Annotated in this window: 28 protein-coding genes and 1 pseudogene; 10 read left to right on the plus strand and 19 right to left on the minus strand. The window is 73.8% G+C overall.

The features are described from left to right. Window positions 1–11: 11 nt before the first annotated feature. Both ACGRHY_RS05265 and ACGRHY_RS05270 read right to left on the minus strand, forming a co-directional pair. The gene (locus tag ACGRHY_RS05265) at window positions 12–1,697 is read right to left on the minus strand and encodes a ribonuclease J (RefSeq protein ID WP_394634229.1); all 1,686 of its coding nucleotides are present in this window, start codon (window positions 1,695–1,697) and stop codon (window positions 12–14) included. A gap of 133 nt (window positions 1,698–1,830) precedes the next feature. Next, a complete protein-coding gene (locus ACGRHY_RS05270; protein ID WP_394637927.1) occupies window positions 1,831–2,214 on the minus strand; it encodes a MerR family transcriptional regulator in 384 nt (127 codons plus the stop codon). 362 nt (window positions 2,215–2,576) lie between these two features. Between ACGRHY_RS05270 and ACGRHY_RS05275 the strand changes: the two genes are divergently transcribed. Then, window positions 2,577–4,079 carry a SulP family inorganic anion transporter gene (locus ACGRHY_RS05275; protein ID WP_394634230.1) on the plus strand — a complete coding sequence of 501 codons (1,503 nt, stop codon included), beginning with the start codon at window positions 2,577–2,579 and terminating at the stop codon, window positions 4,077–4,079. A 70-nt stretch (window positions 4,080–4,149) separates the two neighbouring features. Here the strand turns inward: ACGRHY_RS05275 and ACGRHY_RS05280 are convergent, their stop codons facing one another. From ACGRHY_RS05280 to ACGRHY_RS05295, 4 genes are all read right to left on the minus strand, one after another. After that, window positions 4,150–4,713: a hypothetical protein gene (locus tag ACGRHY_RS05280; RefSeq protein ID WP_394634231.1), complete on the minus strand. Its 564-nt coding sequence runs from the start codon at window positions 4,711–4,713 to the stop codon at window positions 4,150–4,152. A gap of 209 nt (window positions 4,714–4,922) precedes the next feature. After that, window positions 4,923–5,744, minus strand: a complete 822-nt coding sequence (locus ACGRHY_RS05285; protein ID WP_394634232.1) for a hypothetical protein — start codon at window positions 5,742–5,744, stop codon at window positions 4,923–4,925. Window positions 5,745–5,837: 93 nt separating this feature from the next. After that, window positions 5,838–7,382 carry a sensor histidine kinase gene (locus ACGRHY_RS05290; RefSeq protein ID WP_394634233.1) on the minus strand — a complete coding sequence of 515 codons (1,545 nt, stop codon included), beginning with the start codon at window positions 7,380–7,382 and terminating at the stop codon, window positions 5,838–5,840. Further along, the gene (locus tag ACGRHY_RS05295; protein ID WP_394634234.1) at window positions 7,379–8,086 is read right to left on the minus strand and encodes a response regulator transcription factor; all 708 of its coding nucleotides are present in this window, start codon (window positions 8,084–8,086) and stop codon (window positions 7,379–7,381) included. Before ACGRHY_RS05295 ends, ACGRHY_RS05290 begins: the two co-directional genes overlap by 4 nt. A 109-nt stretch (window positions 8,087–8,195) precedes the next feature. Between ACGRHY_RS05295 and ACGRHY_RS05300 the strand changes: the two genes are divergently transcribed. From ACGRHY_RS05300 to ACGRHY_RS05325, 6 genes and pseudogenes are all read left to right on the plus strand, one after another. Continuing rightward, window positions 8,196–8,768 (plus strand): hypothetical protein, encoded by a 573-nt coding sequence (locus tag ACGRHY_RS05300; RefSeq protein WP_394634235.1) that lies wholly within the window; start codon window positions 8,196–8,198, stop codon window positions 8,766–8,768. Window positions 8,769–8,856: 88 nt separating this feature from the next. Further along, a complete protein-coding gene (locus ACGRHY_RS05305) occupies window positions 8,857–9,654 on the plus strand; it encodes an ArsR/SmtB family transcription factor (RefSeq protein WP_394634236.1) in 798 nt (265 codons plus the stop codon). A gap of 43 nt (window positions 9,655–9,697) precedes the next feature. After that, window positions 9,698–10,507: an isocitrate lyase/PEP mutase family protein gene (locus tag ACGRHY_RS05310; RefSeq protein ID WP_394634237.1), complete on the plus strand. Its 810-nt coding sequence runs from the start codon at window positions 9,698–9,700 to the stop codon at window positions 10,505–10,507. Between the two features lie 178 nt (window positions 10,508–10,685). Beyond that, window positions 10,686–11,138: a SigE family RNA polymerase sigma factor gene (locus ACGRHY_RS05315; RefSeq protein WP_394637928.1), complete on the plus strand. Its 453-nt coding sequence runs from the start codon at window positions 10,686–10,688 to the stop codon at window positions 11,136–11,138. Between the two features lie 142 nt (window positions 11,139–11,280). Beyond that, window positions 11,281–11,562, plus strand: a complete 282-nt coding sequence (locus ACGRHY_RS05320) for a hypothetical protein (RefSeq protein WP_394634238.1) — start codon at window positions 11,281–11,283, stop codon at window positions 11,560–11,562. Between the two features lie 76 nt (window positions 11,563–11,638). Continuing rightward, window positions 11,639–12,037, plus strand: a pseudogene (locus ACGRHY_RS05325) (RNA-guided endonuclease TnpB family protein); the annotation flags it as partial. A gap of 90 nt (window positions 12,038–12,127) precedes the next feature. Here ACGRHY_RS05325 and ACGRHY_RS05330 read toward each other — a convergent pair. The 10 genes from ACGRHY_RS05330 to ACGRHY_RS05375 form a co-directional block, all read right to left on the minus strand. Next, a complete protein-coding gene (locus ACGRHY_RS05330) occupies window positions 12,128–12,982 on the minus strand; it encodes an ABC transporter permease (RefSeq protein WP_394634239.1) in 855 nt (284 codons plus the stop codon). Then, complete coding sequence (locus ACGRHY_RS05335) at window positions 12,979–13,995, minus strand: ATP-binding cassette domain-containing protein (RefSeq protein ID WP_394634240.1); 1,017 nt, start codon at window positions 13,993–13,995, stop codon at window positions 12,979–12,981. The genes ACGRHY_RS05330 and ACGRHY_RS05335 overlap by 4 nt, the downstream gene beginning before the upstream one ends. 160 nt (window positions 13,996–14,155) lie before the next feature. Further along, window positions 14,156–14,851, minus strand: coding sequence for a pentapeptide repeat-containing protein (locus ACGRHY_RS05340; protein ID WP_394634241.1), 696 nt, complete (start codon window positions 14,849–14,851; stop codon window positions 14,156–14,158). A gap of 116 nt (window positions 14,852–14,967) precedes the next feature. Further along, window positions 14,968–15,972 carry an ornithine carbamoyltransferase gene (argF, locus tag ACGRHY_RS05345; protein ID WP_394634242.1) on the minus strand — a complete coding sequence of 335 codons (1,005 nt, stop codon included), beginning with the start codon at window positions 15,970–15,972 and terminating at the stop codon, window positions 14,968–14,970. A gap of 113 nt (window positions 15,973–16,085) precedes the next feature. Then, window positions 16,086–17,345 (minus strand): arginine deiminase, encoded by a 1,260-nt coding sequence (locus ACGRHY_RS05350; RefSeq protein ID WP_394634243.1) that lies wholly within the window; start codon window positions 17,343–17,345, stop codon window positions 16,086–16,088. Between the two features lie 28 nt (window positions 17,346–17,373). After that, a complete protein-coding gene (gene mmuM / locus ACGRHY_RS05355; RefSeq protein ID WP_394634244.1) occupies window positions 17,374–18,348 on the minus strand; it encodes a homocysteine S-methyltransferase in 975 nt (324 codons plus the stop codon). 7 nt (window positions 18,349–18,355) lie between these two features. Further along, entirely contained in the window at window positions 18,356–19,279 is a 924-nt protein-coding gene (locus tag ACGRHY_RS05360; protein ID WP_394634245.1) for an LLM class F420-dependent oxidoreductase, read from the minus strand. Between the two features lie 21 nt (window positions 19,280–19,300). Continuing rightward, a complete protein-coding gene (locus ACGRHY_RS05365; RefSeq protein ID WP_394634246.1) occupies window positions 19,301–19,825 on the minus strand; it encodes a DUF6099 family protein in 525 nt (174 codons plus the stop codon). A gap of 109 nt (window positions 19,826–19,934) precedes the next feature. Next, window positions 19,935–20,435, minus strand: a complete 501-nt coding sequence (locus tag ACGRHY_RS05370; RefSeq protein ID WP_394634247.1) for a nucleotide pyrophosphohydrolase — start codon at window positions 20,433–20,435, stop codon at window positions 19,935–19,937. A 117-nt stretch (window positions 20,436–20,552) separates the two neighbouring features. Then, window positions 20,553–21,065: a hypothetical protein gene (locus ACGRHY_RS05375; RefSeq protein WP_394634248.1), complete on the minus strand. Its 513-nt coding sequence runs from the start codon at window positions 21,063–21,065 to the stop codon at window positions 20,553–20,555. A 66-nt stretch (window positions 21,066–21,131) separates the two neighbouring features. On the opposite strand from ACGRHY_RS05375, the gene ACGRHY_RS05380 reads away from it, so the two are divergent. Both ACGRHY_RS05380 and ACGRHY_RS05385 read left to right on the plus strand, forming a co-directional pair. After that, on the plus strand, window positions 21,132–21,938 hold the full coding sequence (locus ACGRHY_RS05380; protein ID WP_394634249.1) for an inositol monophosphatase family protein: 807 nt from the start codon (window positions 21,132–21,134) through the stop codon (window positions 21,936–21,938). 82 nt (window positions 21,939–22,020) lie between these two features. Further along, window positions 22,021–22,410: a hypothetical protein gene (locus ACGRHY_RS05385; RefSeq protein ID WP_394634250.1), complete on the plus strand. Its 390-nt coding sequence runs from the start codon at window positions 22,021–22,023 to the stop codon at window positions 22,408–22,410. A gap of 76 nt (window positions 22,411–22,486) precedes the next feature. On the opposite strand, the gene ACGRHY_RS05390 is transcribed toward ACGRHY_RS05385, so the two are convergent. Together ACGRHY_RS05390 and ACGRHY_RS05395 are read right to left on the minus strand one after the other, a co-directional pair. Continuing rightward, window positions 22,487–23,509: a hemolysin family protein gene (locus ACGRHY_RS05390; RefSeq protein ID WP_394634251.1), complete on the minus strand. Its 1,023-nt coding sequence runs from the start codon at window positions 23,507–23,509 to the stop codon at window positions 22,487–22,489. After that, window positions 23,506–24,858 carry a hemolysin family protein gene (locus ACGRHY_RS05395; RefSeq protein WP_394634252.1) on the minus strand — a complete coding sequence of 451 codons (1,353 nt, stop codon included), beginning with the start codon at window positions 24,856–24,858 and terminating at the stop codon, window positions 23,506–23,508. Before ACGRHY_RS05395 ends, ACGRHY_RS05390 begins: the two co-directional genes overlap by 4 nt. A 348-nt stretch (window positions 24,859–25,206) precedes the next feature. Here ACGRHY_RS05395 and ACGRHY_RS05400 point away from each other — a divergent pair, with 348 nt between their 5' ends. Continuing rightward, entirely contained in the window at window positions 25,207–25,662 is a 456-nt protein-coding gene (locus ACGRHY_RS05400; RefSeq protein WP_394634253.1) for a tellurite resistance TerB family protein, read from the plus strand. 46 nt (window positions 25,663–25,708) lie between these two features. Here the strand turns inward: ACGRHY_RS05400 and ACGRHY_RS05405 are convergent, their stop codons facing one another. Beyond that, on the minus strand, window positions 25,709–26,356 hold the full coding sequence (locus ACGRHY_RS05405; protein WP_394634254.1) for a hypothetical protein: 648 nt from the start codon (window positions 26,354–26,356) through the stop codon (window positions 25,709–25,711). Between the last annotated feature and the right edge of the window lie 97 nt (window positions 26,357–26,453).

A 26,453-nucleotide genomic window follows, 5' to 3' on the forward strand; every position in this document is an offset into this window, starting at 1 on the left:
TTCCGGTCCGGTCAGGCGTCGATGACGACGGGGATGATCAGAGGCTTGCGGCGGTAGGCGCGGAAGGCCCAGGAGGCCACGGAGCGGGCGATGAGCTGTTCGAGCTGCTGCGCGTCCCCCACCCCCTCCTCGGCCGCCGAGGCCAGGGTCTTCTCGATCACCGGAATGGCCGAGGAGAACGTCTCGTCGTCGTGGACGAAGCCGCGGGCCAGGAAGTCCGGGGGCTCGGCCAGCGCCCCGGTGTCGGCGTCGACGATGGCGACGACCGTCACCACGCCCTCGGACGCGAGGGTGAGCCGGTCCTTCAGGGACGCCTCGGTGGCGCCGCCGACCTCCATGCCGTCGACGTAGACGTTGCCCGCGGGCACCTTGCCGGTGATGGAGGCGCGCCCGTCTACGAGGTCGACGACGACGCCGTCCTCGGCGACGACGACCCGGTCGGGGTCGACGCCGGTGCGGACGGCGAGGTCGGCGTTGGCCCTGAGGTGCTTGAACTCGCCGTGCACCGGCATGACGTTGCGGGGCCTGACGATGTTGTAGCAGTACACGAGTTCGCCGGCGCTGGCGTGGCCGGAGACGTGGACCTTGGCGTTGCCCTTGTGGACGACGTTGGCGCCCCAGCGGGTCAGCCCGTTGATCACCCGGTAGATGGCGGTCTCGTTGCCGGGGATGAGGGAGCTGGCCATCAGCACGGTGTCGCCCTTGCCGATGCGGATCATGTGGTCGCGGTTGGCCATGCGCGACAGCGCCGCCATCGGCTCGCCCTGGGACCCGGTGCACACCAGCGTGACCTTGTGGTCGGGCAGCTTCTCCAGCTCCTTCATCCCGACCACCAGGCCGGAGGGAACCTTCAGGTAGCCCAGCTCACGGGCGATGCCCATGTTGCGGACCATCGAGCGGCCCACGAAGGCGACCTTGCGGCCGTGGCTGTGGGCGGCGTCCAGGACCTGCTGGATGCGGTGCACATGGCTGGCGAAGCTGGAGACGATGACCCGCCGGGGCGCGGTGCGCATCACCTGTTCGATCGCCGGGTTCAGATCGGCCTCGGCGGTGGTGAACCCGGGGACCTCGGCGTTGGTGGAGTCGGTGAGGAAGAGGTCGACGCCCTCCTCGCCGAGCCGGGCGAAGGCACGCAGGTCGGTGATGCGGCCGTCCAGCGGGAACTGGTCCATCTTGAAGTCGCCGGTGTGCAGCACCAGGCCCGCACCGGTGCGGACGGCGACGGCCAGACTGTCGGGGATGGAGTGGTTGACCGCGACGAACTCGCAGTCGAAGGGACCGAAGCCCCGCCGGTCGCCCTCGCGCACCCGCGCCGTGCGCGGCTTGATGCCGTGCTCCTTGAGCTTGGCCTCCAGGAAGGCCAGCGTCAGTTTGGAGCCGACGAGGGGGATGTCCGCCCGCTCGCGCAGCAGGTAAGGCACACCGCCGATGTGATCCTCGTGGCCGTGGGTGAGCACCACGGCCACCACGTCGTCCAGGCGGTCGCGGATGGAGGTGAAGTCCGGCAGGATCACGTCCACGCCGGGCTGGTGCTCCTCGGGGAACAGGACGCCGCAGTCGACGATCAGCAGCTTGCCGCCGTACTCGAAGACGGTCATGTTGCGGCCGATCTCTCCCAGGCCGCCCAGGGCGACGACCCTCAGCCCTCCCTCGGGCAGCTTGGGGGCGGGCTTCAGCTCAGGGTGTGGATGGCTCATACCCTGACGCTATCGGAGGGCCGCGGAGCTGTCCCATCGCCCCTCCCACCAGCCGGTTCGCGTCGCACGGCGGAGGCGGGCCGAGGAAAGGCGGGACGGCGGCGGCCCGAAGGGGCCGCGGGCGGGACGGCGCTCAGTTCCGCGGGCCGAGCCTGCGGCGGAGGGTGGCGGCGAAGTCCTCGGCGGCCATGAGCTGGGCGCGCAGGGTCTCGCAGCGGGCGTCGGCGACCTTGCGGTAGGCGTCCAGGCGCTCCCGCAGCCGCTCCCGTTCCGCCTCCTCGGGCGGCTCGGCGGCCGAGAGCCGGTCGGTGATGGACAGCAGGTCCCGCATCTCCTCCAGGGAGAAGTCCAGCGGCTTCATCCGGCGGATGACCATCAGGCGGTCGATGTCGGGGGCGGTGTAGAGCCGGAAGCCCCCCTTGGTACGGGCGGAGGGGACGACGAGGCCGACCTCCTCGTAGTGCCGGATGGTGCGCAGCGACAGTCCCGTCCGGTCGGCCACCTCACCGATCTGCATCCGCTGCTCGTCCGCCACTGCCGATTCCCCTCCGATGCCCGAACATTTTTCGGATTCGTAAATCCCAACCCTACCGCGTGATATGAATCACAAGATCCTGCGCGGTGTTCACCTGCGATTCACAGGGACACGGTCGCAATCATCCCTCACGTCAGGGTAGGGTTCCTCTCCGGGCGGAACACCGCTCCCCGATCCCGCCGGGCAATGATGCCCGACCGGCGGCCCCCGTGTCCGCCGGTCCCGGTTGCGCCCCCCGTCATGGACGACGGCCGCGGCCGACCGGTCCCTCCCGCTCCCACCCGGAGTCGCGCACGCTGCGCGCGCACGCCCGACGCCTGCGCGCCCGATACGGAAACGGATGCATGTCCGCTGACACCTCCGCAGCCTGGCGGCTGCGCCCCTCCCGCCCCGACTGGCTCACCTCGGCGAAGGTCTTCCGCACCGAGGTCCTGGCCGGCCTGGTGGTCGCCCTGGCCCTGATCCCCGAGGCGATCTCCTTCTCCATCATCGCCGGGGTGGATCCGGCCGTCGGCCTGTTCGCCTCCTTCACCATGGCCGTGGTGATCTCGGTCGTGGGTGGCCGCAAGGCGATGATCTCGGCCGCCACCGGCGCCATCGCCCTGGTGATCGCCCCCCTCAACCGCGAGCACGGCCTGGGCTACCTGGTCGCCGCCGTCATCCTGGGCGGTCTGATGCAGATCGCGCTCGGCGCGCTCGGGGTGGCCAAGCTGATGCGGTTCGTGCCGCGCTCGGTGATGGTCGGTTTCGTCAACGCGCTCGCCATCCTGATCTTCATGGCGCAGGTGCCGGAGATCACCGACGTGCCCTGGGCGGTCTACCCGCTGGTGATCGGCGGACTGGCCCTGATGGTGTTCTTCCCGAAGGTCACCAAGGCGGTGCCCGCCCCGCTGGTGTCCATCGTCGTCCTGACCGTCATCACCATCGCCGCCGGCATCGCGGTGCCCACCGTCGGCGACAAGGGCGAACTGCCCTCGGCGCTGCCCGTCCCCGGCCTGCCCGACATCCCCCTCACCACCGACGCGCTGGTCACCATCGCTCCCTACGCGTTCGCCCTCGCCCTGGTGGGGCTGATGGAGTCGCTGATGACGGCCAAGCTGGTCGACGACATCACCGACACCCACTCCAACAAGACCCGCGAGTCCATCGGCCAGGGAGTCGCCAACGTCATCACCGGCCTCTTCGGCGGTATGGGCGGCTGCGCGATGATCGGCCAGACCATGATCAACGTCAAGACCTCCGGCGCCCGCACCCGGCTGTCGACCTTCCTCGCCGGTGTCTTCCTGCTGATCCTGGTGGTCACCTTCGGCCCCGTCGTCTCCACCATCCCGATGGCCGCCCTGGTCGCGGTGATGATCCTGGTCTCCTTCGCCACCTTCGACTGGCACTCCGTCCAGCCGAGGACGCTCAAGCGGCTGCCCGTCGGCGAGACCGCCGTGATGGCCGTCACCGTCGCCGTGGTCGTCGCCACCCACAACCTCGCCATCGGCGTCGTCGTCGGCGTCATCACCGCCATGGTGATCTTCGCCCGCCGCGTCGCCCACCTCGCCGAGGTCTCCGGTGTCGTGGACCCCGACGGCAGGCAGGCCGTCTACGCGGTCACCGGCGAGCTGTTCTTCGCCTCCTCCAACGATCTGGTCTACCAGTTCGACTACGCCGGCGACCCCGACGACGTCGTCATCGACCTGTCCGACGCCCACATCTGGGACGCCTCCTCGGTGGCCGCCCTGGACGCGATCGAGACCAAGTACGCCGCCCGCGGCAAGAAGGTCACCATCGTCGGCCTCAACAAGGCCAGCGCCGAGATGCACGGCAAACTCGCCGGGCAACTCGCCGACAGCCACTGACCGGCGGAAACACCCCTCGGATCCCACCGGCCGCCCGGGCCCCGCGCCGACCCGGGCGGCCGGTGACCTGTCAGCCGCGGCCGGTGGTGACCCGTACCACCGTGAGGTCGAACGCGAAGGCGGTGGAGCAGGACAGCGGCACCGTCCGGCCGAGCACCTCCACGGTGACCGACGCGTCGAGCGGCGTGTTGGTGCCCCTGGTGATCACGTAGTGGCCGACCGGGTCCTCGACGGCCTCGTGCACGCGGGTGGGCTCCCCCGCGGCCGTGTAGGCGCCGGTGACGGTCGCGCCGCCGGCCGGTTCCCCTGAGTCGTCCAGCCTCCTGACCGGGATGTCGGCGGTGATCGCGCCGCCGGAGAACAGCGTGGTGTCCCCCGGGCCGTGGCCGCCGCCGTACTCCCCCTCCGGCGTCTCCACGACCACGCCGGTGTGCGTGCCGTACGCGGAGTTCTGGTACAGGTCCACCGCGACGAAGACGTCCCCGGAGCGCCCGGAGCAGTTCACCGCGTAGCCCCTCTCGACCGTCCGGGCCGGTCCGGAGCCGCCCTCCGCGGACTCGGCGGCCTGCGCCGCCGCGGGAAAGACGGTCAGTGTGCCGGCAGCGGCCAGGCAGGCCAGCGCCGCTCGTGTCATGGTCCTCAACTCGCTTCTCCCCTCGGGCCCTCGGCGGGCCCCGCTTCCGGCGCCGTCCGGCAGGTGCCGGTGCCGGTGCACAGAAGACACCCGAGGTGTCCGTTCGGTTGCGGCGGAAATCTGCGGCGCACCGGAAAACCCCGGCCCCCGGCGCGGAAGCGCCGGGGGCCGGGGGCCGGGGTGGTGCGGGCGGACGGGCGACGGGTGCGTCAGCCGAGCTTCTCCGTCTGGGCCTCGATGACGGCGGCCGGGAGGTCGAAGTCCTCACCGCTGCCGGCGGCTGCGATGTTGAAGGAGGAGAAGACGGCCAGGGTGGCGCCCTGCCGCACCACGGCCAGCTTGAACGGGACCTTCTCGCCGTCCTGCTCGCTGGTCACCGTCCAGGCGGCGGCCTCCTCGCCGCCGGCGATCTTCTCCTCCTTGACGCCGGTCACCTTCTGCTCGTCGCCCTTGACGCCTCCGGTGAACCCGCCGGAGCAGGATTCGGCGGCGGTGCGCAGGTCGGCGAAGGTCTTCTCCGCTCCTCCGTCCTCGTAGGAGGCGAGGGTGACCATCGTCGTCGTGGCGTCGAGGGCGCCCATGATCGCGTCCTCGAAGTTCTCCAGGTCCTCTTCGGTGAGCTCACCGGAGCCCTCCGTGCCGCCGTCGGCCGGCTTCTCGGGCTCCTGGGTGACCATGCGCCGGGTGGTCGCCGCCGGGCCGCCGAGCGGCACGCCGAGCTGGGCGTGGGCCAGGGGTGCGCACTCGTCCTTGTCGGAGGAGACGTCCTTGGCGGAGACGCTGTCCCCGGGGCCCAGCTCATCGACCTTGTGGCCCTCGACGTCGCCGCCGGCGAGGATGAGCTTCTCCAGCTCGGCGGAGGTCTTCGACCCGGCGGCCGGCCCGGCGGAGGACGACTTGTCGGACTTACCGGCCTCGGCCTTCTCCTCGTCGCTCCCGCCGGAGTCCGAACCGCCGCAGGCGGTGGCCAGCAGGGCCAGGCAGGCCGCGGAGGCGGCGAGGGCGGTACGGCGTACGGCGGTGGATCGCATCGTGTGCTCTTTCCTCTCCGTTGACGGCCCAATGCCGCCCCCCGGAGGGCATGTTCAGCACCGGCCCGCCACAGGTCCTGTGATCCGCCAACTCTAGGAGTCCGCGCCGCGGCGGAGACGGGAAGCCCCGGACCGGCGTTCGATCGTGACTGTGATGTGATCACCCCGGGCCCGGCCCGTGAAGTCCGGGTCCGCACCGCCTCCACCGCCGCCCCTCCCGGAGGGCCGCCGGGAACGGGGACGGAAGCGGCAGGGTAGGCGGCCGGGAAGACGGAGCCAGGACCGGCGCCGCCGCCCGTGGGAGGCGCGCTCGCCGCCCGGGGAGCGCTCGGGCGCCAGTTCCAGCTCCATCCGCACCCGTGCCCCGCCCAGCGGCGCGCGGCCGACCTCCAGCCCGCCGCGTCCGGTGTCGGCGGCGCGGTGGGCTATGTCCAGGCCCAGGCCGGTGGAGCCGCCGACGCTCGCGCCCCGGGCGAGCGCCTGCTCGGGGTCGGGGATGCCGGTGCCGGCGTCGTCCACGGTCACCACCACCGCGTGCGCCGTGCGGTGCACCCCCACCGCCAGGGCCGTGCCCTCCGGGGTGTGCCGGAAGACGTTGCCGACCAGGGCGTCGACGGCTGCGGCCAGGTCCTCCTCCGACAGCAGTACGGGGGTGGGCTCGTCCGTCACGGTCACCGCGCAGTCCCGGCCCTGCTGCGCGGCCAGGACCGACCAGAAGTCGGTGCGCGCCGACACCACGCGCGCCGCCTCGCACGAGGCCCCCGACCCCGGTGGGGCCGGGGCAGCCAGGGCGGCCGACAGGGGCGTGCGGGCCGCCTTGATGATGGAGTCGAGTTCCTCCTCCAGGTGGGTGACGGCCGTCTCCAGCCGGTCGGCGTCCTCCCGCCGCAGGCCGGAGGCGACGCGCTCGGACTCCAGGTGCAGCGCCGTCAGCGGTGTCCTGAGGCGGTGCGAGAGGTCGGCCACCAACTCGCGCTCCATCGCCAGCAGTTCGACGACACGGTCGGCCATGGTGTTGAACGCGGCGCCGGCCTCCTGCAGTTCAGGAGGCCCTTTCGGCTCCAGCCTCCTGTCCAGGTTCCCCTCGCCCAGGGCGTTGGCGGCGCGCGAGAGGTCCCGCGAGGCGCGCACCACCCGCGCGGCCAGTCGGTCGGCGACCAGCACCGACCCCACCACCAGGGCCAGCGCCAGCGCCGACATCACCATCCAGGAGGTGCCCACGCCGCGCTCGAACTCGGTGCGCGGCACGAAGGACTCGACCACCGCCACCCGGTCCCTGGCCAGCACCACCGGCTGCAGGTGGACCCAGCCCTCCTCGGTGTCCCGGGCGAAGGTCCGCTGCTGCCGGGCCGCCCGCCGCCACGCGTCGGCGGGCGCGTAGGCGGTGCCCACCAGCCGTCCTCCGGGCAGATGGACACCCAGCCGGCCGGTGTCGTCGACCTCGGCCACGGCCTGCTGGACCTCGTCCGGGCGGGTGGTCAGGGCCAGTACGGGGGCCAGCGCCGCCGCCCGCTGCTCGGCCACCGTGATCGCCCGGGACCTCACCTCGGACTTGACCAGCAGGGCCAGGGGGATCAGGAAGGACAGCGCGACCATGGAGGTGACGGCCAGCGCGACGCCGGCCAGCGTCCGTCTCATCGCGGCGTCACCAGCTTGATGCCCACGCCCCGCACGGTGTGCAGATAGCGCGGCCGGCTCGCCCGCTCGCCGAGCTTGCGGCGCAGGGAGGACACGTGCACGTCCAGGGTCTGTTCCTCGACATAGGACTTACGCCACACGTCGGCCAGGACGCGGCGGCGCGGCACCACCCGGTCCGCGCGCTCGGCGAGATAGGCCAGCAGATCGAACTCCCGCCGTGTCAGGCGCAGTTCGCTGCCGTCGAGGAAGACCGACCGCGCCTGCCGGTCGATGGCCAGGCCGCCCACGCGTACCGCGCCGTCCCGGGGCGCCGCCTCCGGGGCGGCGGGGCGCTCCGCCGCGGCGGAGGAGCGGCGCAGCACCGCCCCGAGCCGGGCCGCCAGCTGGCCGCCGGAGAAGGGCTTGACCAGGTAGTCGTCGGCGCCGGCATTGAGCAGCCGGATGATCTCGGCCTCGTCGTCACGCGCGGTGGCCACCAGCACCGGTACCTGCGAGATGCTGCGCAGCATGCGCAGGACGTCGACGCCGTCGAGGTCGGGCAGCCCCAGGTCGAGCACCACCGCGTCCGGCGGCTGCCGCGTCACCTCCCGCAGGGCCTCGAAGCCGTAGGGGGAGCTGCGCACCACGTGGTCGTGCCGGGACAGGACGTCTATGAGCCTGGCCCGTATCACGGGGTCGTCCTCGACCAGAAGTACCGATGCCATGGCCAGGGACGGTAACGGGTGCCGCCGCCGCGTCCGCAACCGCCGCCCGGCCAGAGGGCTTCGCGGGACCTCGCACAGGCCGCCGCGGGCGGTCGGGCAGTATGGGCCGGTGCCCCGCTACCTGCGCTACGTACTGCTGTGGCTGTCGTGCACGTCCCTCAGCGTGACGACGGTGAGCCTCACCGTCCAGTTCGTGGTCGGGACGACCCGGCCCACACCGCCCGTCGCCCGTGACACCCCGGGGACGGTCGTCTCCTCCCCGACGGCGAGCGCCGGGCCGAGCAGGTCCCCCACGCCCAGCCCCACCCCCTCGCCCACCCCGCGCGCCTCCTCCCCCGCTCCCGCGCCGAAGCCGACGGTCTCCCCCACCGCACGTCCCGCCACCCGCCCCGCCCCCTCCCCCTCCGCGAACACCGGTGGCGGCGAGGAGGGCTGCCACACGGCCGGCGCCGAGGTGCGCACCTTCCAGACCACGGGGGGCCGGGCGTCCATACGGTTCGGCGGCAGCGGCGCCTGCCTGGTCTCGGCGCTGCCCGCCGGCGGCTTCACCGCGGCGACGCAGCGCGGCGGGCCGCGGGAGCTGACCGTGGTCTTCACCGGCGACTCCTTCCGCTCGCAGATCGAGGTCACCTCGCCCACACCCTCCGGCTACAAAGTGGCGATCAGGGAGTCGACCGTCTGAAGGCGGCCGGAGCGCGGTCCGGCCAGGGCCTTGTACGGCCGGGTCGTTTCGGTGCCCGCCGAAACGACCGGCCCGCATGATGGACGCCATGGACTCCCCCGACCGCGCCCGCCCATCCCCTTCCGCACGGCGCCCCGGGCACGCCGGCTCCGGCCTCGCCCGGCTCGCCGGGCTGCTCGCCGACGACACCAGGGCCCTGTTCTGCCTGGCGCTGCTGGACGGGCGGGCGTGGACGGCGGGCGAGCTGGCCCGGCTGGCCGAGGTCGCGCCGTCCACTGCCGGCGGGCACCTGGACAGACTGGTGGCCGGGGGGCTGCTGGCCCAGGAGCGGCGGGGCCGGCACCGCTATGTGCGGCTGGCCGGCCCGTCGTCCGCACGCCTGGTCGAGGAACTGGCCGCGCACGCCGGACCGCCGCCCGCCGCGCGCTCCCTGCGGGAGGCCTCCGCGAACACGGCGATGGCCCGGGCCCGCACCTGCTACGACCATCTGGCCGGACACCTGGGGGTCGCGGTCACGGACGCCCTGCTGGAGCGGGGGCTGCTGCGGCAGGAGGCCGGGTTCGCGGTGACCGGGGCCGGGCTGCGGTGGTTCGGCGGGCTCGGCATCGACCTGAAGGCCCGCCCGTACGGCCGCCGCCCGGCGGCCCGCGCCTGCCTGGACTGGACCGAGCGCCGCCCCCACCTGGCCGGTGCGGCCGGGGCCGCGCTGTGCCGGCACGCCCTGGAGGCCGGCTGGTGCGAGCGGATCGGCACCCGTCGGGCGCTGCGCGTGACCGATGCCGGTCGGCACGCCCTGCGCGAACTGCTGGGCCTCACCGGCGCCGACCTCGACGGCGAGCCCGCGGGGACGGCCGGGCCGGCGGAGACGACGGAGGCCACGGTATGAGGACCGCCACCGGGCCCGGCGCCGCGGGAGAGGGGAGCCGTACGTGGTGAGCGCGTCCGCCGCGTCCGCCGTCTTCCGTGAGCTGCACCGCCGCGGGCGGCCGCTGCTGCTGCCCTGCGCCTGGGACCACGCCTCGGCCGCCGCCCTGGCCGCGCACGGCTTCCCCGCCGTCGGGACCAGCAGCCTGGGGGTGGCCGCCGCGGCCGGGCTGCCCGACGCCACGGGGGCCGCACGGGGGCGGACCCTGGCGCTGGGGCGGCGGCTGGCCCGGCTGCCGGTGCCCGTCAGCGTGGACGTCGAGGGCGGGTTCTCGGCCGACCCCGCGCAGGTCGCCCGTCTGGTGCGGGAGCTGGCCGAGGCGGGGGTGGCCGGGGTGAACCTGGAGGACGGGCTGCCCGGCGGGAGCCTGGCCGACCCGGCCCACCACGCGGAGAAGATCACGGCCGTCAAGGAGGCCGCCCCGGCGCTGTTCGTCAACGCCCGCACCGACACCCACTGGCTGGCCGCCGACCCCACCACGGCCGCCGCGTCCCGCCGGGCCCGCGCCTACCGGGAGGCCGGGGCGGACGGCGTCTTCGTGCCCGGCCTCACCGACGAGGACGGCATCCGGGCGCTGGCGGGCGAGCTGGACGCCCCGCTGAACGTCCTGTACTCCCCCGGTGGCCCCACCCGCGAGCGGCTGGCCGAACTGGGCGCGGCCCGGATCAGCCTGGGATCGCTGCTGTTCCGCGCCGCCCTCCAGCGCGCCGTGGAACTGGCCGCCGCCCTCACCGACCCGGCCGCCCCGCCCCCGCCGCTGCCCACCTACGACGAGACCTGCGCCCTGGCCGGCCCCTGGGCGGACAGGGCCTGAGGCGCCCCCTTCCCGAGCTCGCCACGGAGACTCCGCGGAGGCCGCTGTGACAGAACCTCTCCCCCGAAGCGTCCTGCGGGGTGACGGCGGAGACGGGCGGTGAGAGGGACACCGTGGTGGAGAGACCGGCGCAGCGGCTGGAGGAGTTCCGGGGGGCGCGGGCAGCTCCGGCAGTCGGCTGTTCCGTACCGCGCTGTTGCTGACCGGAGGTGACTGGCACCAGGCCGAGGATCTGACGCAGACCGCGCTCGGCAGGGCGTTCGCATCCTGGCGGCGGGTGCGGCGCGCGGAAGACCCCGACGCCCATGTCCGTACGATCATGGCCCGCGCCCACATCTCCCAGCGGCGGCTGCGGCGCAGCGGCGAGCGGCCTGTCGAGGCCGTGCCCGAAGCGGCCGCCTCCGGCGGTTCCGATCCCGCGCTGCGGGTGACTCTGCTGCGGGTGCCCGGCGAGCTGCCCCACAAGGACCGGGCGGTACTGGTGCTGCGCTACTGGGAGGACCGCAGCGTCGAACAGACCGCCACCGAGCTGGGCGTGAGCGCCGGCTCGGTCCGCAACCGCGGTATGCGGGCCCTGACGCGGTTGCGCGAGGCGCTGGGCGGCGAGCTCGATTCGCTGGCGAACGGATGAGCACCGACGCCGCTCGCCCCTCCCGCGCTCTTCCATCCCGATCCATGAGCTGTGTGTCCATGCCCGTGCGGAGAAAGCCGGTGATTTCCCGTGGAACCCGATGAGCGCCGGCTGTCGGCCGTGATGAAGGAAGCCGTGGGCGGTGTGCGGCCGCCCCTGCCGCCGCTGGTCGACGGCGCGACGGTCCGCGGCCTTCGCGCGGCGGGTCGCACAGGCGGCCTCCCTGTGCGCGGCGGCCGCCGCGCTGACCGCGGGCGTCTCGGTGTTCGGGACGTACCTGCCGACCATGGGGGGCGGCGCCGTGGTCCAGGCGCTGCCCGAGGCGCCGGACGTCGTGGAGGCGGCGGAGGCCCTGACGCCGTACAGGGATCTCACCCTGCGCCCCGCGCCCGGTGACACCGACCGGATGGGACGCCTTCCCTGAACACGGCCGGGGTGGGCGACCCCGGCCCCACCGCAGAGAGAGATCCGCTTCTCGTCTTCCATGCTGAAACAACGCCATGGCGACACCGCGAGGGCATCGGGAGGGTGCCGGGCACGCCCGGTACGCCTGCCGGCTGCGCGTGTCGTCCACCGCCCGCACCGCCCTGCTCGCCGAGTGGGACCCGTGCCGCTGGATCTGGAACGAGTGCGTCGCCAAGTCCCGGCAGATACACGCCCGCAACCGCGCGCGCCCCGAGGACAGGCTGACGTGCGGCCCGGCTCAGCCGGACAGGATGCTGACCGAGGCCCGCGCCAAGCTGTCCTGGCTGCGCGAGGGCGCGTCCGTGCCGCAGCAGCAGACCATCCGCGACTTCGCCAGGTCCCGCTCGAAGGCGCTGAAGGACATCGAGGAGCGCCTGCCGATCCGGCAGCGCGCGGGCATGCCCAGGGTGAAGAAGAAGCGCCAGGCTCTACCGATCTGGTGTCGAGGGCGCAAGACCTCCGGGAGCGCTGCTCCCGGAGGCGGCCTGAGCCAGGAATCCCCGCCCTTCTGGGAGGGGAGGATGTCAATTGCGGTTGTACAGGCGCATGGTGGCCGTTCCGAAGACGGTCGCCAGCGCCGCGCCCCACCCCAGCGACCAGGCGATCTCGGTGGCGGGCCAGCCGCCCGCCATCAGCCCGCGCACCGCCGAGGCCAGATGGGTCACGGGGCTGTTGTTGACGAAGGCCTGGAGCCAGCCGGGCATGGTGGACGGGTCGACGAAGACGTTGCTGAGGAACGTCAGCGGGAAGATCACCATCATGCTGACGCCCATCACCGACTTCTCGGTACGCAGCATCAGGCCGAACATCGTCCAGATCCACGAGAAGGCGAACGCGAAGACGATCAGCAGCGCCACCCCCGCCACCACTCCGGCCACGCCGCCGGCCGGGCGGAAGCCCAGCACCAGGCCGAGGGCCAGCATCACCGCGCAGGCGATGGTGTAGCGCAGCATGTCGCCGAGCAGATAGCCGACCATCGCCGAGGGGCGCCAGATCGGCAGGGTGCGGAACCGGTCGAAGACGCCCTTGGCGATGTCGATGTTGACCGCCACACCGGTGTACATGGTGATCATCACAATGTTCATCACCAGGATGCCCGGCAGCAGGAACTGCACGTACTGGTCGGTCGACCCGGCCAGCGCGCCCCCGAAGAGGTAGGTGAACATCAGCACCATCATGACCGGGAAGACGGTGACGTCGAAGAGCTGCTCGGGCACGTGCTTGATCTTCAGCACCGCCCGCCAGCCGAAGGCGGCGGAGGCGGCCCAGGCGCTGGGGCGGGGCGGGCGCTCCCCGGACACCAGCAGGCCGGCCAGGGGCTCTGCTGCCTCGGGGGCCGGCTCGCCGGTGCGCTGTCCGCGGGTCGTGGCGGTGCTCATGCCGGGATCTCCTCTTCCTCGTTCGCAGGGGCGCCGGTACGGGCGGCGGGGCGGTCGGTGAGGGCGAGGAAGACCTCGTCCAGACTGGGCTGGCCCAGCGAGAAGGTGTCGACGGTGATGCCGGAGCGGGCCAGTTCCGCCAGCGCCCGGGAGGCCTGCTCGGCCGCGCCCGTGCCGCCGCCGTGCAGGCCGACACGGGCGGTCAGGGCCACCGGGTCGGGGTCGAGCTGGATCCGCGCATCCAGGACGCGGGCGAGCAGCCGCTCGGCCTCGGGCCGCCGCTCGGCGTCCCGCAGCCGCAGATGCACCGCGCCGGCGCCCACCGAGGCCTTCAGCTCGCCCTTGGTGCCCTCGGCGATGACCTTTCCGTGGTCGATGACGGCGATGCGGGAGGCGAGCTGGTCGGCCTCGTCGAGGTACTGGGTGGTCAGCAGCACCGTGGTGCCCCGGGAGACCACCGCCCGCACGATGTCCCACACCTGGTTGCGGCTGCGCGGGTCCAGGCCGGTCGTCGGCTCGTCCAGGAAGAGCAGGTCGGGGGTGTTGAGGATGGACGCGGCGATGTCGATGCGGCGCCGCATGCCGCCCGAGTAGTTCTTGACCTGCTTGCCCGCCGCCTCGGCGAGCCCGAAGGCCTCCAGCAGCTGCTCGGCCCGCCGCCGGGCGGCGGGCTTGCGGTGGCCCAGCAGCCTGCCCAGCAGGACCAGGTTCTCCGCCCCGGTCAGGTCCTCGTCCACCGACGCGTACTGCCCGGTCAGGCTCACCCGGGCGCGTACGGCGTCGGCCTCGTGCAGCACGTCGTGCCCGAAGACCCGGGCCCGGCCGCCGTCGGGGCGCAGCAGGGTGGCGAGCATTTTGACCGTGGTGGTCTTGCCCGCCCCGTTGGGGCCGAGGACCCCGTAGACCGTGCCCGCCGGGACGGCGAGGTCCACGCCGTCCACCGCGCGGGTCTCCCCGAACACCTTGACCAGTCCGGATGTCTCGATCGCCAGGCCGGATGCGCTCTCGCCCATGTTCCGTCGTCCTCGTCGCTCGCCGGTTGTGCGTTCTCCCTCGGCCATCGGACCGGCCGGGGAGGCCGGACTCATCGCTTCCCGGGGATCTCCCCCGCCGGATCTCCCGGGTCTCCCCGGTTCGCGTGGTCGTAACGGATGTGCGGGCACAGTGCGCTCCTCAGTCGTCGCGGACCTCGATGCCCAGCGCCCGGGCGAGCGCGGGGGCTAGGTCCAGCAGTTGCGCCGGGCTGACGATCGCGCCCCTGAGCGAGTCGTGGCCCGCCGTGATGCCCAGCCCGGCCGCGTCGCGCAGATCGACCCGCGCGAGCCTCGCCTTCTCCAGCCGCACCCCGTCCAGGACCGAGCCGGGGAACGCGACGCTCTCCAGAGCCGCCTCGCCGAAGTCCACGTCGCGCAGCAGGCAGTCCACGAAACGGACGTCGCGCAGGCGCGCGGCGCGGAGGTTGACCGAGTCGAGCTTGCAGTTGAAGAACGTCACACGGCGCATTCGCGCCTCGAACGCCTCCACCCCGGCCAGGGCGCCGGAGACGGCCTCGGCGTCCGTCCAGTCGGTCTCGGCCAGGTCGACGCCCACCCATCGCACGGTGTGCAGCCACACGTCGTTGAAGCGCGCCCGCCGGTAGCGCCCGCCCTCGAATTCGACCGAGGTGAACGCGGACTCCACGAAGCCGGCGCCGCCGGCGTCCGCGCCCTGGAAGCCGTCCCCGTCGAAGTGGACGGTGTCGTAGGTGCGCTCCCGCTCCAGCCACCCGCCGCCGTCGAACGGCTGGAGGTACTCCGCGTAGGGCAGATCGGCCAGCTCGCGCGGGGCGGGCGGGGCGGGTGTGGTTCGCGGGGTTCGCTGGGCGGGCATGGGGGCCTTCCGGTCCGGACGGTGGGTGTCGTCCCGAACCCTAGGCGCGGCCTCTGACAACGCCCGTGCCCCCCGCGAGGGCGGCGGCCCCCACGCCCCCGCGGGGGTGGCAGCGCCTACGCCCCCACGAGGGTGGCGACCATGACCGCCTTGATGGTGTGCATGCGGTTCTCCGCCTCGTCGAAGACGACCGAGTGCTCCGACTCGAACACCTCGTCCGTCACCTCCAGCGACTCCAGGCCGTACCGCTGGTGGATCTCCCGGCCCACGGCCGTGCCCAGGTCGTGGAAGGCGGGCAGGCAGTGCAGGAAGCGGACGCGCGGGTTACCGGTGGCGCGCAGGACGTCCATGGTGACGGCGTACGGCCGCAGCAGCTCGATGCGCTCCTCCCAGACCTCCTTGGGCTCGCCCATCGACACCCACACGTCGGTGGCGACGAAGTCCGCGCCGGCCACGCCCTCCTCGACCTTCTCGGTGAGGGTGAGGCGCGCGCCGGTGGTCTGCGCCAGGGAGCGGGCGGCGGCGACCACGGGCTCCTCGGGCCACAGGCCGCGCGGCGCCGCGATGCGCACGTCCATGCCGAGCAGGGCACCGGTGACCAGGTAGGAGTTGCCCATGTTGTTGCGGGCGTCGCCGAGGTAGGCGTAGGCGGTCTCCGTCAGCGGCCTGTCGCAGTGCTCGGTCATGGTGAGCACGTCGGCGAGCATCTGGGTGGGGTGCCAGTCGTCGGTGAGCCCGTTGTAGACGGGTACGCCGGCGTGGGCGGCCAGCTCCTCCACCGCCTCCTGGCTGCTGCCCCGGTACTCGATCGCGTCGTACATCCGCCCCAGCACCCGGGCGGTGTCCCGCACCGACTCCTTGTGGCCGATCTGGGAGCCGGACGGATCAAGGTAGGTGGTGTGGGCGCCCTGCTGGGCGGCGGCGGCCTCGAAGGCGCAGCGGGTGCGGGTGGAGGTCTTCTCGAAGATCAGCGCGATGCCGCGCCCGCGCAGCCGCTGCTCCTCGGCGCCCGCCCGCCGGGCCGCCTTCAGCCCGGCGGCCAGCTCGACCAGGTGGCGGAACTCCTCGGGGGTGAAGTCCAGCTCCTTGAGGAAGTGGCGGCCCGTGAGATCGATCGCCATGGGGGCTCCTAGGGGCAGTCGCGTCGGATACGGCGGGAAGACCGGAAGTCTATACGACCCTTCGCATCTCTATGCAGAAAGGGGGGGGTGCCCCGTCCCGGCCGCATCCGCGCCTACACAGCGTCGCGCTCGACCGGGCAGCTCATGCAGCGCGGCCCGCCCCGGCCCCGGCCCAGCTCGCTGCCGGGGATCGTAATGACCTCGATGCCGCGCTTGCGCAGGTGCGTGTTGGTGGTGACGTTGCGCTCGTAGGCAATCACCACGCCCGGCTCGACGGCCAGCACGTTGCAGCCGTCGTCCCACTGCTCGCGCTCGGCGGCGTGCACGTCCTGGGTCGCGGTGAGCACCCGGATGCCGTCCAGGCCCAGGGCCGCGGCGATGGCGCGGTGCATGTGCTCGGGCGGGTGGTCGGTGACCTTCAGCTCCGACTCGGCCGCGCCGGGCTCGATGGTGTAGGAGCGGAGCATGCCCAGACCCGCGTACTGGGTGAAGGTGTCGCCGTCGACCATCGTCATCACCGTGTCCAGGTGCATCAGGGCGCGCTTCTTGGGCATGTCCAGGGCCACGATGGTGCGGGCCGAGCCCGCCGCGAACAGGCCCTGGGCGAGCATCTCCACCGCCTGCGGGGTGGTGCGCTCGCTCATCCCGATGAGCACCGCGCCGTTGCCGATGACCAGCACGTCCCCGCCCTCGATGGTGGAGGGATAGGCGCCCTGTCCCTCGGACCAGACGTGGAAGCCGCCACCCTCCGGTGCGCCGGTCTCCGGGGAGCCGGAGGACGGGACGAACAGCGGATGGTGGTGGTAGATCGCCTCGAAGTGGATCGTCTCGCGCTGCCGGGCGGGCCAGCGCATGGCGTTGATGGACACCCCGTCGTAGATCCAGGCGGAGGTGTCGCGGGTGAACAGGTGGTTGGGCAGCGGGGCGACCAGGAAGTCGTCCGGATCCATCACGTGGAAGCGCACCGAGACCGGCTCGGGGTGCCGCTCCAGGTACTCCCGCTTGGTCATCCCGCCCACCAGCGCCTCGGCCAGCTCCGCCCCGGACATCTCGTCGAAGACGGCCCGCAGGTGGTCGGCGGCCAGCGGCCCGTACCCCTTCTCGTGGAAGGTGCGGTCCAGGACGAACGTCCGGGCCGCGGGGATCTCCAGGGACTCCGCCAGCAGGTCGCCGAACAGGTGGACCTCCACGCCCCGGTCGCGCAGGATGTCGGCGAAGCCGTCGTGCTCCTGGCGGGCCCGCCGCACCCACAGCACGTCGTCGAAGAGCAGGTCGTCCCGGTTGGTCGGGGTGAGCCGTTTCAGTTCCAGGTCGGGGCGGTGCAGGATGACGCGGCGCAGCCGCCCGGTCTCGGAGTCGACGTGGAATCCCATGCAACCATCCTCACCCCGAGCCGGGCGGCTACTCCTCCGGTTCCGTCTCCCGTCCCGTTCCCGCTCCGAGTTCCGCCGCCAGGGCGGCGATCCGCTCCGGGCCCACCCGGCAGCAGCCGCCGACCAGCCGGGCGCCGTCGCGTACCCATGTGCGGGCGGCGGCCGGGTCGAAGGCGGCCTCGCCCGTCCAGGCTCCGCGCGCCGCGTCCCAGCCCTCGCCGCTGTTGGGGTAGACGACCACCGGCTTGCCCGTGGCCCGCGCCGCCAGGCGTACGGCGGGCGCGGCGTCGCGCGGATCGCAGCAGTTGACGCCGACCGCGATCACCTGGTCGTTCCCCGCGGCGACGGCGAAGGCGTCCGCCAGCGGCTGGCCGGCCCGGGTGCACCGGCCGACGACGGTGTACGACAGCCACACCGGCACCCCGCAGCCGGCCGCCGCGCGCAGCAGGGCCTCGGCCTCGTCGGCGTCGGGCACCGTCTCCAGGGCCAGGGCGTCCGGGGCGGCCGCCGCCAGCGCCTCGATCCGGGGCCGGTGGAAGCGCTCCAGTTCGGCGGCCGTCAGCCCGTACCGGCCGCGGTACTCGCCGCCGTCGGCGAGCACCGCGCCGTACGGGCCGACGGAGGCGGCCACCCACACCGGCCCGCGGGCCGCGCCCGCAGCGGTGCGGGCCAGGGCCACGCTGCGGCGCAGCAGGGCGTCGGTCTCCTCGCGGCCCAGTCCGCGCCGGGCGAAGCCGGGGTGGGAGGCCTGGTAGCTGCCGGTGATGAGCACCCGCGCCCCCGCCCGCACGTAGGCGGTGTGGGCCGCTTCCACCCGGGCGGGGTCGTCGGCGAGCAGCCGGGCCGACCACAGCTCGTCGGACAGGTCGCAGCCCTGGGCCCGGAGCTGGTTGGACAGCCCGCCGTCGAGGACGAGAGGGCCGCGCGCCAGCGCGTCCGCGAGCGGAAGCGCCGGGACGGACGCGGGCGTGGACCCGGGCGGCGGCGCGGGTGGTGTGCTCATGCCGGGCTCACCCCAGCCGGCTCTGCACCTGGGAGGAGATCAGCTCCAGGTGGTCCAGGTCGTGCAGGTCCAGGATCTGGAGGTAGATCCGGGAGGAGCCCGCCCCGGCGTAGCGGCCGATCTTGTCGACCACCTCCGCCGGGGAGCCGGCCAGTCCGTTCTCCTTCAGCTCGTCCACCTCGCGGCCGATGGCCGCCGCGCGCCGCGCCACCTCGGCGTCGTCCCGGCCCACACAGGCGACCAGGGCGTTGGAGCAGATCAGGTCGTCCGCGGCGCGGCCGTGCTCCTCGGCGGCGGCCCGCGCCCGGCCGAACTGCCGCTCGCTGTCCTCGACGGAGACGAAGGGGACGTTGAACTCGTCGGCGAAGCGCGCGGCCAGCGCCGGGGTCCGCCTGGCTCCCATGCCTCCGATGAGTACGGGCACCTTGGCCTGCGCGGGCTTGGGCAGCGCGGGCGAGTCGGCGAGCTGGTAGTGGGCGCCGTCGTAGGAGAACGTCTTGCCCGGCTCGGTGGCCCACAGCCCGGTGACGATCTCCAGCTGCTCCTCCAGCCGGGAGAACTTCTCCCTGGGGAACGGGATGCCGTACGCGGTGTGCTCGGCCTCGAACCACCCTGCACCCAGGCCGAGTTCGACACGCCCGCCCGACATGGCGTCGACCTGCGCCACCTGGATGGCCAGGACGCCCGGCAGCCGGAAGGTGGCCGCGGTCATCAAGGTGCCCAGCCGGATGCGCCTGGTCTCGCGGGCGAGGCCCGCCAGGGTGATCCAGGCGTCCGTCGGGCCGGGGAGCCCGTCGGCGTCGCCCATCTTCAGGTAGTGGTCGGAGCGGAAGAAGGCGTCGAAGCCCAGGTCCTCGGTGGCCCTGGCGACCGTGAGGAGGGTGTCGTAGGAGGCACCCTGCTGGGGTTCGGTGAAGATGCGCAGATCCATGCCCTCCATCCTCCACCTTCACTACGCCTCCCCCCGCACCGGCGGGCCGTCCCCGCCCACCGGCGCGGCGCACCCGCCCACCGGTGGGGCCCGGCGGAAGGGCCGGGGCCTGAGGGCGAGCCGTCTGAGGATCGCCGTCACCCTGTCACCGCACTCGTCGGCCGCGTCGATGCCCTCGATGCACCTCCAGTAGAGCCCTTCCTCCTCCGCGTCGACCGCCACCCTCACCAGCGCGCCCCCGGCCTCGCCCAGCAGACCGCCCAGTTCGTGCAGGGCCGAGAGGGGGTCGCTCATCTCCGTCAGGCGGGCGGCACGTGCCCCGTCGGACCGCTGCCCGGGGCCGCGCAGCGAACCGCAGGCGCGTCCGCTCGCCTCGCGCAGTCCACCGGCCTGGGCCCGCACCTCGGGCGGGCCCGCCATGGCCAGGTGGACTCCTACCGCTTCCGCGAGCGCCTGCGCCTGCCACGCCTCGGTAACGACGTCAGCCGCTTCCTCACTGTGTGCGAGCGCTCGCCGCGTGATCTCAATGAGTGGTACCGCATCCATCCACCTTTTCCCTCCGCAATCATTCGCTACCCAGCGTGATACCCATGACCGCACTTGGCTAGGGGGTTCGGGAAAACTGTGGAAAAACTCGACACTGTGGAGAACGTCTTCACTCCGAAGAGTGACGATTGGCCTCTCCTCGCGCACCACCGGAGCCGTCCGTCTCACCGGCTCCCCGGCCGGCCCCTCCGTCACTCTCCGCGACGGGGAAGCGTCGTTCGTTCCGCTCGATCTTCGCCTCCAGCGCGGCCAGCAGGTCGATCCCCAGCACCTCGCAGAGTTGCAGCAGATAGGCGAGGACGTCGGCGGTCTCGTCCGCGACCCGTCCCGCCGTGCCCGGGTCCTCCATCACCCGTGCCGACTCCTCGGGCGTCAGCCACTGGAAGATCTCGGCCAGTTCGGCGGCCTCCACACCCAGCGCCGTCACCAGGTTCTTCGGCGTGTGGTACGACTCCCATCGCCGCGCCGCCGCGAACTCGGCCAGTCTGCGCTGGAGTTCGCCCGCCCTGCCCTCGGGCCGCCCGTACGGCACCGGGTGGTGTCCCGTCTCCCGGCCGCCTTCGGCGCCCCCGCCGTCCCCGCCGCTTCCGTGCACCTGTCCGTCGTTCATCCGCCCAGGTCTACCAGCCGGGCCACGGACGCCTCCCCCACCGGCCCACCGCCCCGCCGGCGGCCGGACCGACAGGGCGGCAGACCCGCCGGTCGGCGGTGCCGACGGGCCTGGCGCTCAGCACGTACGTACCGGTGCGGCCGCTCGGGCGCACCGCCCGGCGCCCAGCGGGCCGTCCGCGGATCGGGACCCGGGCCCGTCGGCGATCCGGCGGGCCCGCCCGCGCAGCCACTCCAGTACCCGGCGGTGGTCGGCCGCCTCGCAGGCGCCGAGCTGCACGGCGACCGTGCCGCCGTGCACCGCCCCCACGGCGACGGCCCCGGCCCGGTACGCCGGGACCCGGGCGCCTCCCCCGCCTCCGGCGGCGGCCCCGGCGGGGCGGCCGCCGGAGGTGGAGGGTCCGAAAACGTTGATCGCGCCCTCCACCGTGGCTCCCGCCACCGGGAGGGGCAGGCGATCACGCGCGTCCGGGAAGACCGGGAAGACGGTGTACGCGGCCGCGGGCGGCGCGGTACGCGCTGTCCGCCGCGGCGGCACCCCGGCGGCGGGACGGGCGGCCGGTCGGCGCCACTCCTCCGGGCGGGCCTCCCGGTCGAGCGGCCCCTCGGGGCGCCACACCAGCGTGTCCACCACCGGCTCCCGCACCACTCGTCCGTCGCCGCGGATGGGAGGCGGGTCCGCGGAAACACTGGGGGAATGCGCACCGAACCTGTTGTGGGACCCGACCGTGAGCCGCTCGCCCGTCTGCTCGGCGCCGCCGAGGCGGCCGTCGACGCCGGGGTCGGATGGCTCGCGGAGGCGGGGGACGAGTGGTCGAGGCGGAGGTTCAAGGCGTCGGGCGAGGAGGTCACGGACGCCGACGCCGAGGTGGAGCGGCGCGTCACCCGTGTGCTGCGGGAGCACGCGCCCGGCATCCCGGTCGTCGGCGAGGAGACCGACCGGGAGGAGGGGGGTTCGGTACCGTCCCGCTGCTGGCTGCTGGACCCGATCGACGGCACGATGAACTTCACCCGCGGCGCCCCGCTGTACGCCGTCTCCCTGGGGCTGGTGGACGGCGGTGAGCCCGCGCTGGGCGTGCTCCACGCCCCCGCCCTGGGCCGCCGCTGGAGCACGGGCCCGGGCGCGGCGGGTGGAGGCGTCCGGGAGCCGTCCGGCGCGCGGGAGCTGTCCCGGGCGGTGGTCGGCGTCACGGGCGCCGGGGGCGTCGGCTCCCCGTCCGGAAGGCTGCTGGCCGCTCTGCTGGGCGGGGCCTACCGGGTGCGGATGCAGGGCTGCATGAGCCTGGACCTGATCGGCGTGGCCGAGGGCTGGCTGGACGCCTGCGTGTGCGTCGGCGCCAAGCCGTGGGACGTGGCCGCCGGGGTGGCGCTGCTGCGCGGCCGCGGGTGGACGGTGCTGGACGGGGACGGGCGGCCGTACGCCTTCGACGCTCCGGTCCTGGTGGCGGGGAACGGGCCGCTGGCCCGGGAGCTGGCCGCCCTGTGCCGGGCGCGGATCAGGTAGCCGGGTCCGCGCCCGGTGACGGTGCGGTACGGATGCGGGCGTTCCCGTGGCGGAGCGCACGGCGAGCCCCTACCGTACGCGCATGCGCCACCCCGCTGAGCTGTACTACGCGCCCAGTCTGCCGCCCGACGAGGTACGGGCACTGCTCCGCCGCGACCAACTCCTCCTGCGGACCTGCCAGGCCGCGCTGGGCCGCGTCGGCGGGGACGTCCTGGGGCTGTCGGTGGAGCCGCGCCCGGGCGAGGTCGTCATCCACGCGGCGGTGGCCAGGGAGACGCCCGAGGTGGCCGAGGACCTGTGCGACATCGCCTCCGAACTGGAGATCCTGCTGATGGGCGGGCCCGACGACCGATCCGACATCACCGTCCAGGTCCATGTCGGGCCGCCCTGCCCCACCGACTGGCCCGGTTACGGCCACGCGGTGATCCACATGGCGAAGACCGAGGAGCCGTGGGAGGCGGAGGACGGCTGACGGCGGCCGGTGCGGGTGCTGCCGCGCGCGGCTCGCGCGGCAGCACCCGCACCCCCCTGCGCCCCGCTTCCACGCGTCAGTGCGCGGCCGGGGCCGGGCCGACCAGCTTCTCCAGGACGTCCTCCATGGTGACGAAGCCCAGCGGCTCGCCGCGGTCGCCGGTGACGGCGGCGAGGTGGGTGCCGCCGGCGCGCATGGTGGTGAGGACGTCGTCCAGCGGGGTGCCGGCCCCGACGCGTACGACGGTGCGCAGCGCCTCGGGAGGGAAGGGCCGGTCACGGTGCACGACGCCGATGGCGTCCTTGACGTGCAGATATCCCAGCACCGCGCCGCCCGGTCCGGTGACCGGAAGCCGGGAGAAGCCGACCGTGGTGGCGGTGTGCTCCAGCTGGTCGGGGGTGACGGTGTGGCCGACGGTGTGCATCTCGGCCAGGGGCACCAGCACCTCGGACGCCGGGCGGCTGCCCAGTTCCAGGGCCTCGCGCAGCCGCTCGTGACCACCCGGTTCGATCAGTCCGGCCTCGCTGGCCTCCCGCGCCATGCGGGTGAGTTCGGCGTCGGTGAAGATCGAGGCGACCTCGTCCCTGGGCTCGACCCTGAGCAGGCGCAGCAGGGCGTTGGCGAAGGCGTTGATGCCGAAGATCACCGGCCGCAGGGCCCGGGTGAGGGCGACCAGCGGAGGCCCGAGCAGCAGGGCGGTGGACACGGGGGCGGCCAGGGCGATGTTCTTGGGCACCATCTCACCGATGAGCATGTGCAGATAGGTCGCCAGGGACAGCGCGATGACGAAGGCGATCGGGTGCACCAGGGCGCCGGGGACGCCGACGGCCTCGAAGGGCGGTTCCAGCAGGTGGGCGATCGCCGGTTCGGCGACCGCGCCCAGCACCAGGGAGGAGGCGGTGATGCCCAGCTGGGCGGTGGCCATCATCGCCGACAGGTGCTCCAGGCCCCACAGGGTGGTGCGGGCCCGCCTGACGCCCTTCTCGGCGTGCGGCTCGATCTGGCTGCGCCGCACCGAGATCAGGGCGAACTCCGCGCCCACGAAGAAGGCGTTCACCAGGATCATCAGGGCGCCGATGGTCAGTTGCAGAGCGGTCATCGGGCGTCCTCCCGGTGGGCGCGGCCGGTCGCCCCGGCGGAGGCGGTCTGCGCGGGGGCGGTGATGCGTATGCGGTCGGCGCGGTGGTGGTCGACGTCGAGGACGCGCAGCTCCCAGCCGTCGATCTCGACGGTGTCGCCGGGGGCGGGGATGCGCTCCAGGCGGGCGGCGATCAGGCCGGCTGCGGTCTCGTAGGGGCCCTCGGGGGCGGCCAGTCCGATCGCGGCCAGCACGTCCAGGCGGGCACCGCCGTCGGCCTCCCAGCGCGCCCGTCCCCCGGGCGCGGGGGCGGCGGGGCGCAGATCGGGCTCCTCCAGCGGATCATGCTCGTCGCGGACCTCGCCGACGACCTCCTCGACGATGTCCTCCACGGAGGCGACCCCGGCGGTGCCGCCGTACTCGTCGATGACGACGGCGATGGTGCGGCGGGCGCGCAGGCGCTCCAGCAGCCGGTCCACCGGCAGGGTCTCGGGGACCAGCAGCGGTTCGCCGGTCAGTTCGGTGACGGGGGTGGCGGGGCGCCGTCCGGCCGGGAGGGCCAGGACGTCGCGGATGTGGACGGTGCCGATCACCTCGTCCAGGGTTTCGCGGTAGACGGGGAAGACCGACAGTCCGGTGGCCAGGGTGAGGTTCTCGGCGTCGGCGGCGGTGGCGTGCGCCTCCAGCGCGCGGACGTCCACGCGTGGCGTCATCACGTTCTCCGCGCTCAGCTCGCTCAGGTGGAGGGTGCGTACGAACAGCTCGGCGGAGTCCTCCTCGATCGCGCCCTCCCGGGCGGAGCGGCGGGCCAGGGAGACCAGTTCGTCCGGGCTGCGGGCGGAGGCCAGCTCCTCGGTGGGTTCCAGGCCGAAGCGGCGCACGAAGCCGTTCGCGGTGCTGTTCAGATGGCGGATGAAGGGACCGAAGACCGCGGTGAAGCCTCGCTGCGGGCCGGCGACGACGCGGGCGACCGCCAGCGGACTGGAGATGGCCCAGTTCTTGGGCACCAGCTCGCCGACCACCATCAGCACTACCGTGGAGACGGCCACGCCCAGCACGGTGGCCACCGAGGAGGCGGCGGAGCCGAGTCCGGCGTCGCGCAGCGGTCCGCGCAGCAGCGCGGCCAGGGACGGCTCGGCGAGCATGCCGATGACCAGCGAGGTGACGGTGATGCCGAGCTGGGCGCCGGAGAGCTGGAGGGTGAGCTGCCGGACGGCCTTGAGCGCGCCCTCGGCGCCGCGCTCCCCCTGGCGGGCGGCGCGTTCCAGCTCGCCGCGCTCGACGGTGGTCAGGGAGAACTCGGCGGCCACGAAGACCGCGCAGGCCAGGACGAGGGCCAGGGCCGCCAGCAGGAGCAGGACTTCGGTCACCGTGCCACCCCCGCTCCCGGAATCGTCACGGAGCGGCCGCGGGTGGCACGGCTGGTACTGGGAGGTTCGCCCATGGCGGGTGTGCTGTCCTTCTGTGTCGGTTCGGGTCCGGGTACCTCGGGCCGGGCCGAGGCCTCCCGGTGAAGTGTAAAGGATTGGCAAAGCCGCGCCACGGGGGCCGGGGTCCCGCCCCTCTCCGGGGCACCCCCGCCGCAGCGCGACACCCCCCTGATTCTACGATTCTGTAGAAATCTTGGGAACGAGGACGCGGGGGCGGAGCCGCGCCCTTACGATTTCCGTCCGGCCGCGTCGGCGCGGCCCGGCCTCCTCCCGACACCCGGAGTGTTCATGCCCTTGTGGAACCGCCTCGCGGAGTCCGCCCGGACGGTGCGGGACCGGCTGGCGGCGAAGAGGAACGAGCTGACGGGCGGCGCGTTCCGCGACGCGAGCATGGCGATGTGCGCGCTGGTCGCCGCGGCGGACGGGACGGTCGACCCGGCCGAACGCCGCCGCGTCGCCCAGCTGATCGAGCACGACGAGGTGCTGCGGAGCTTCCCCGCCGGCGAACTGCGTGACCGCTTCGAGGGCTGGCTGGACCGGCTCACCACCGACTTCGACCTCAACCGGGCCGAGGCCCTGCATGAGGTCGCCAAAGCCGCGCGCAGGCCCTCCGAGGCCCGCGCCGTCGTCCGTATCGGCATAGCCGTCGGCGGGGCCGACGGCTACTTCGACGCGGCCGAGCTGGTGGTGGTCCGCGAGGTCTGCCACCTGCTCGACCTGCCGCTCCACGAGTTCGGGCTCTGAGCGGCCCGCCGCACCGTCCGGGCGGCCGGCGCCGGGCCCGCCCCGGTCACCGGGAACGGACGCGCGTTCCCGTCCCCCGGTGCGGGGAGGCCGCGGCGGGACGGGGCTCCGGCGACCAGGGCGGGAGCTGGTGGGGCCACCGCACGTAGGTGAGCGGTGACGTGCCCGACCGGGGGACGACCACGCCGACGGGCCACACCCGCAGCGCGTAGCTCCCGGTGTGGTCGGCGGTGGTGAGCCGGAACGACAGCCCCTCGGCGAGCCGTTCGGCCGCGGCCTCCTGCGACTCCTCGTCCACGCACCACCGCCGCAGCTCGGCGGGTACGTCGGCGCTCCGCCCGGGCCGCTCCGGCACGCGGCCGAGCGTGCCCTCCGCCGCCCAGCGGGCCGTCACCGGGTCGGGGTCGAGCCCGTCGGCGATCCGGCGGGCCTGCCGGCGCAGCCACCGCAGCGCGAGACCTCCGCTGGGGCCGGTGTACCTGCCCAGCAGCACGGCGACGGGGGCACCGTTCACCGGCCCCTCGGCGGTGACGTCGGCCCGGTAGGCGCGCACGCGCCCGTCCCACCGGCCCGGGCGGAGCACGGCCCGCGCCGGACCGGGCACGGCCGGGCGCGCGCCGGGCCACGGCAGATGCCGCACGGGCCCGGCGGGGCGGTCGGAGTGAACGGAGGAAGTCGCGGGTTCGTTCGTCACGCCCCCACGGTGGACCCGATAGCTCAGAGTGACAAGTCGTTACGCAGAGCGAATGCGGTTGTTGTGTGCGCCGGGAGGTGGCGCGGCGCGCCCCGCG

This window comes from Streptomyces shinuiensis, from assembly GCF_043660855.1.
Lineage (GTDB): Bacteria > Actinomycetota > Actinomycetes > Streptomycetales > Streptomycetaceae > Streptomyces.

Bases quoted from the DNA above. Each gene is read 5' to 3' on its own strand.
- ACGRHY_RS05295 (WP_394634234.1), bottom strand. From the start codon at position 8,086: ATGGCATCGGTACTTCTGGTCGAGGACGACCCCGTGATACGGGCCAGG.
- ACGRHY_RS05370 (WP_394634247.1), bottom strand. From the start codon at position 20,435: ATGAACGACGGACAGGTGCACGGAAGCGGCGGGGACGGCGGGGGCGCC.
- ACGRHY_RS05340 (WP_394634241.1), bottom strand. From the start codon at position 14,851: ATGCCCGCCCAGCGAACCCCGCGAACCACACCCGCCCCGCCCGCCCCG.
- ACGRHY_RS05380 (WP_394634249.1), top strand. From the start codon at position 21,132: ATGCGCACCGAACCTGTTGTGGGACCCGACCGTGAGCCGCTCGCCCGT.
- ACGRHY_RS05385 (WP_394634250.1), top strand. From the start codon at position 22,021: ATGCGCCACCCCGCTGAGCTGTACTACGCGCCCAGTCTGCCGCCCGAC.
- ACGRHY_RS05305 (WP_394634236.1), top strand. From the start codon at position 8,857: ATGGACTCCCCCGACCGCGCCCGCCCATCCCCTTCCGCACGGCGCCCC.
- ACGRHY_RS05390 (WP_394634251.1), bottom strand. From the start codon at position 23,509: ATGACCGCTCTGCAACTGACCATCGGCGCCCTGATGATCCTGGTGAAC.
- ACGRHY_RS05275 (WP_394634230.1), top strand. From the start codon at position 2,577: ATGTCCGCTGACACCTCCGCAGCCTGGCGGCTGCGCCCCTCCCGCCCC.
- argF (WP_394634242.1), bottom strand. From the start codon at position 15,972: ATGGCGATCGATCTCACGGGCCGCCACTTCCTCAAGGAGCTGGACTTC.
- ACGRHY_RS05290 (WP_394634233.1), bottom strand. From the start codon at position 7,382: ATGAGACGGACGCTGGCCGGCGTCGCGCTGGCCGTCACCTCCATGGTC.
- ACGRHY_RS05350 (WP_394634243.1), bottom strand. From the start codon at position 17,345: ATGGGATTCCACGTCGACTCCGAGACCGGGCGGCTGCGCCGCGTCATC.
- ACGRHY_RS05360 (WP_394634245.1), bottom strand. From the start codon at position 19,279: ATGGATCTGCGCATCTTCACCGAACCCCAGCAGGGTGCCTCCTACGAC.
- ACGRHY_RS05265 (WP_394634229.1), bottom strand. From the start codon at position 1,697: ATGAGCCATCCACACCCTGAGCTGAAGCCCGCCCCCAAGCTGCCCGAG.
- ACGRHY_RS05270 (WP_394637927.1), bottom strand. From the start codon at position 2,214: ATGCAGATCGGTGAGGTGGCCGACCGGACGGGACTGTCGCTGCGCACC.
- ACGRHY_RS05280 (WP_394634231.1), bottom strand. From the start codon at position 4,713: ATGACACGAGCGGCGCTGGCCTGCCTGGCCGCTGCCGGCACACTGACC.
- mmuM (WP_394634244.1), bottom strand. From the start codon at position 18,348: ATGAGCACACCACCCGCGCCGCCGCCCGGGTCCACGCCCGCGTCCGTC.
- ACGRHY_RS05285 (WP_394634232.1), bottom strand. From the start codon at position 5,744: ATGCGATCCACCGCCGTACGCCGTACCGCCCTCGCCGCCTCCGCGGCC.
- ACGRHY_RS05365 (WP_394634246.1), bottom strand. From the start codon at position 19,825: ATGGATGCGGTACCACTCATTGAGATCACGCGGCGAGCGCTCGCACAC.
- ACGRHY_RS05330 (WP_394634239.1), bottom strand. From the start codon at position 12,982: ATGAGCACCGCCACGACCCGCGGACAGCGCACCGGCGAGCCGGCCCCC.
- ACGRHY_RS05335 (WP_394634240.1), bottom strand. From the start codon at position 13,995: ATGGGCGAGAGCGCATCCGGCCTGGCGATCGAGACATCCGGACTGGTC.
- ACGRHY_RS05400 (WP_394634253.1), top strand. From the start codon at position 25,207: ATGCCCTTGTGGAACCGCCTCGCGGAGTCCGCCCGGACGGTGCGGGAC.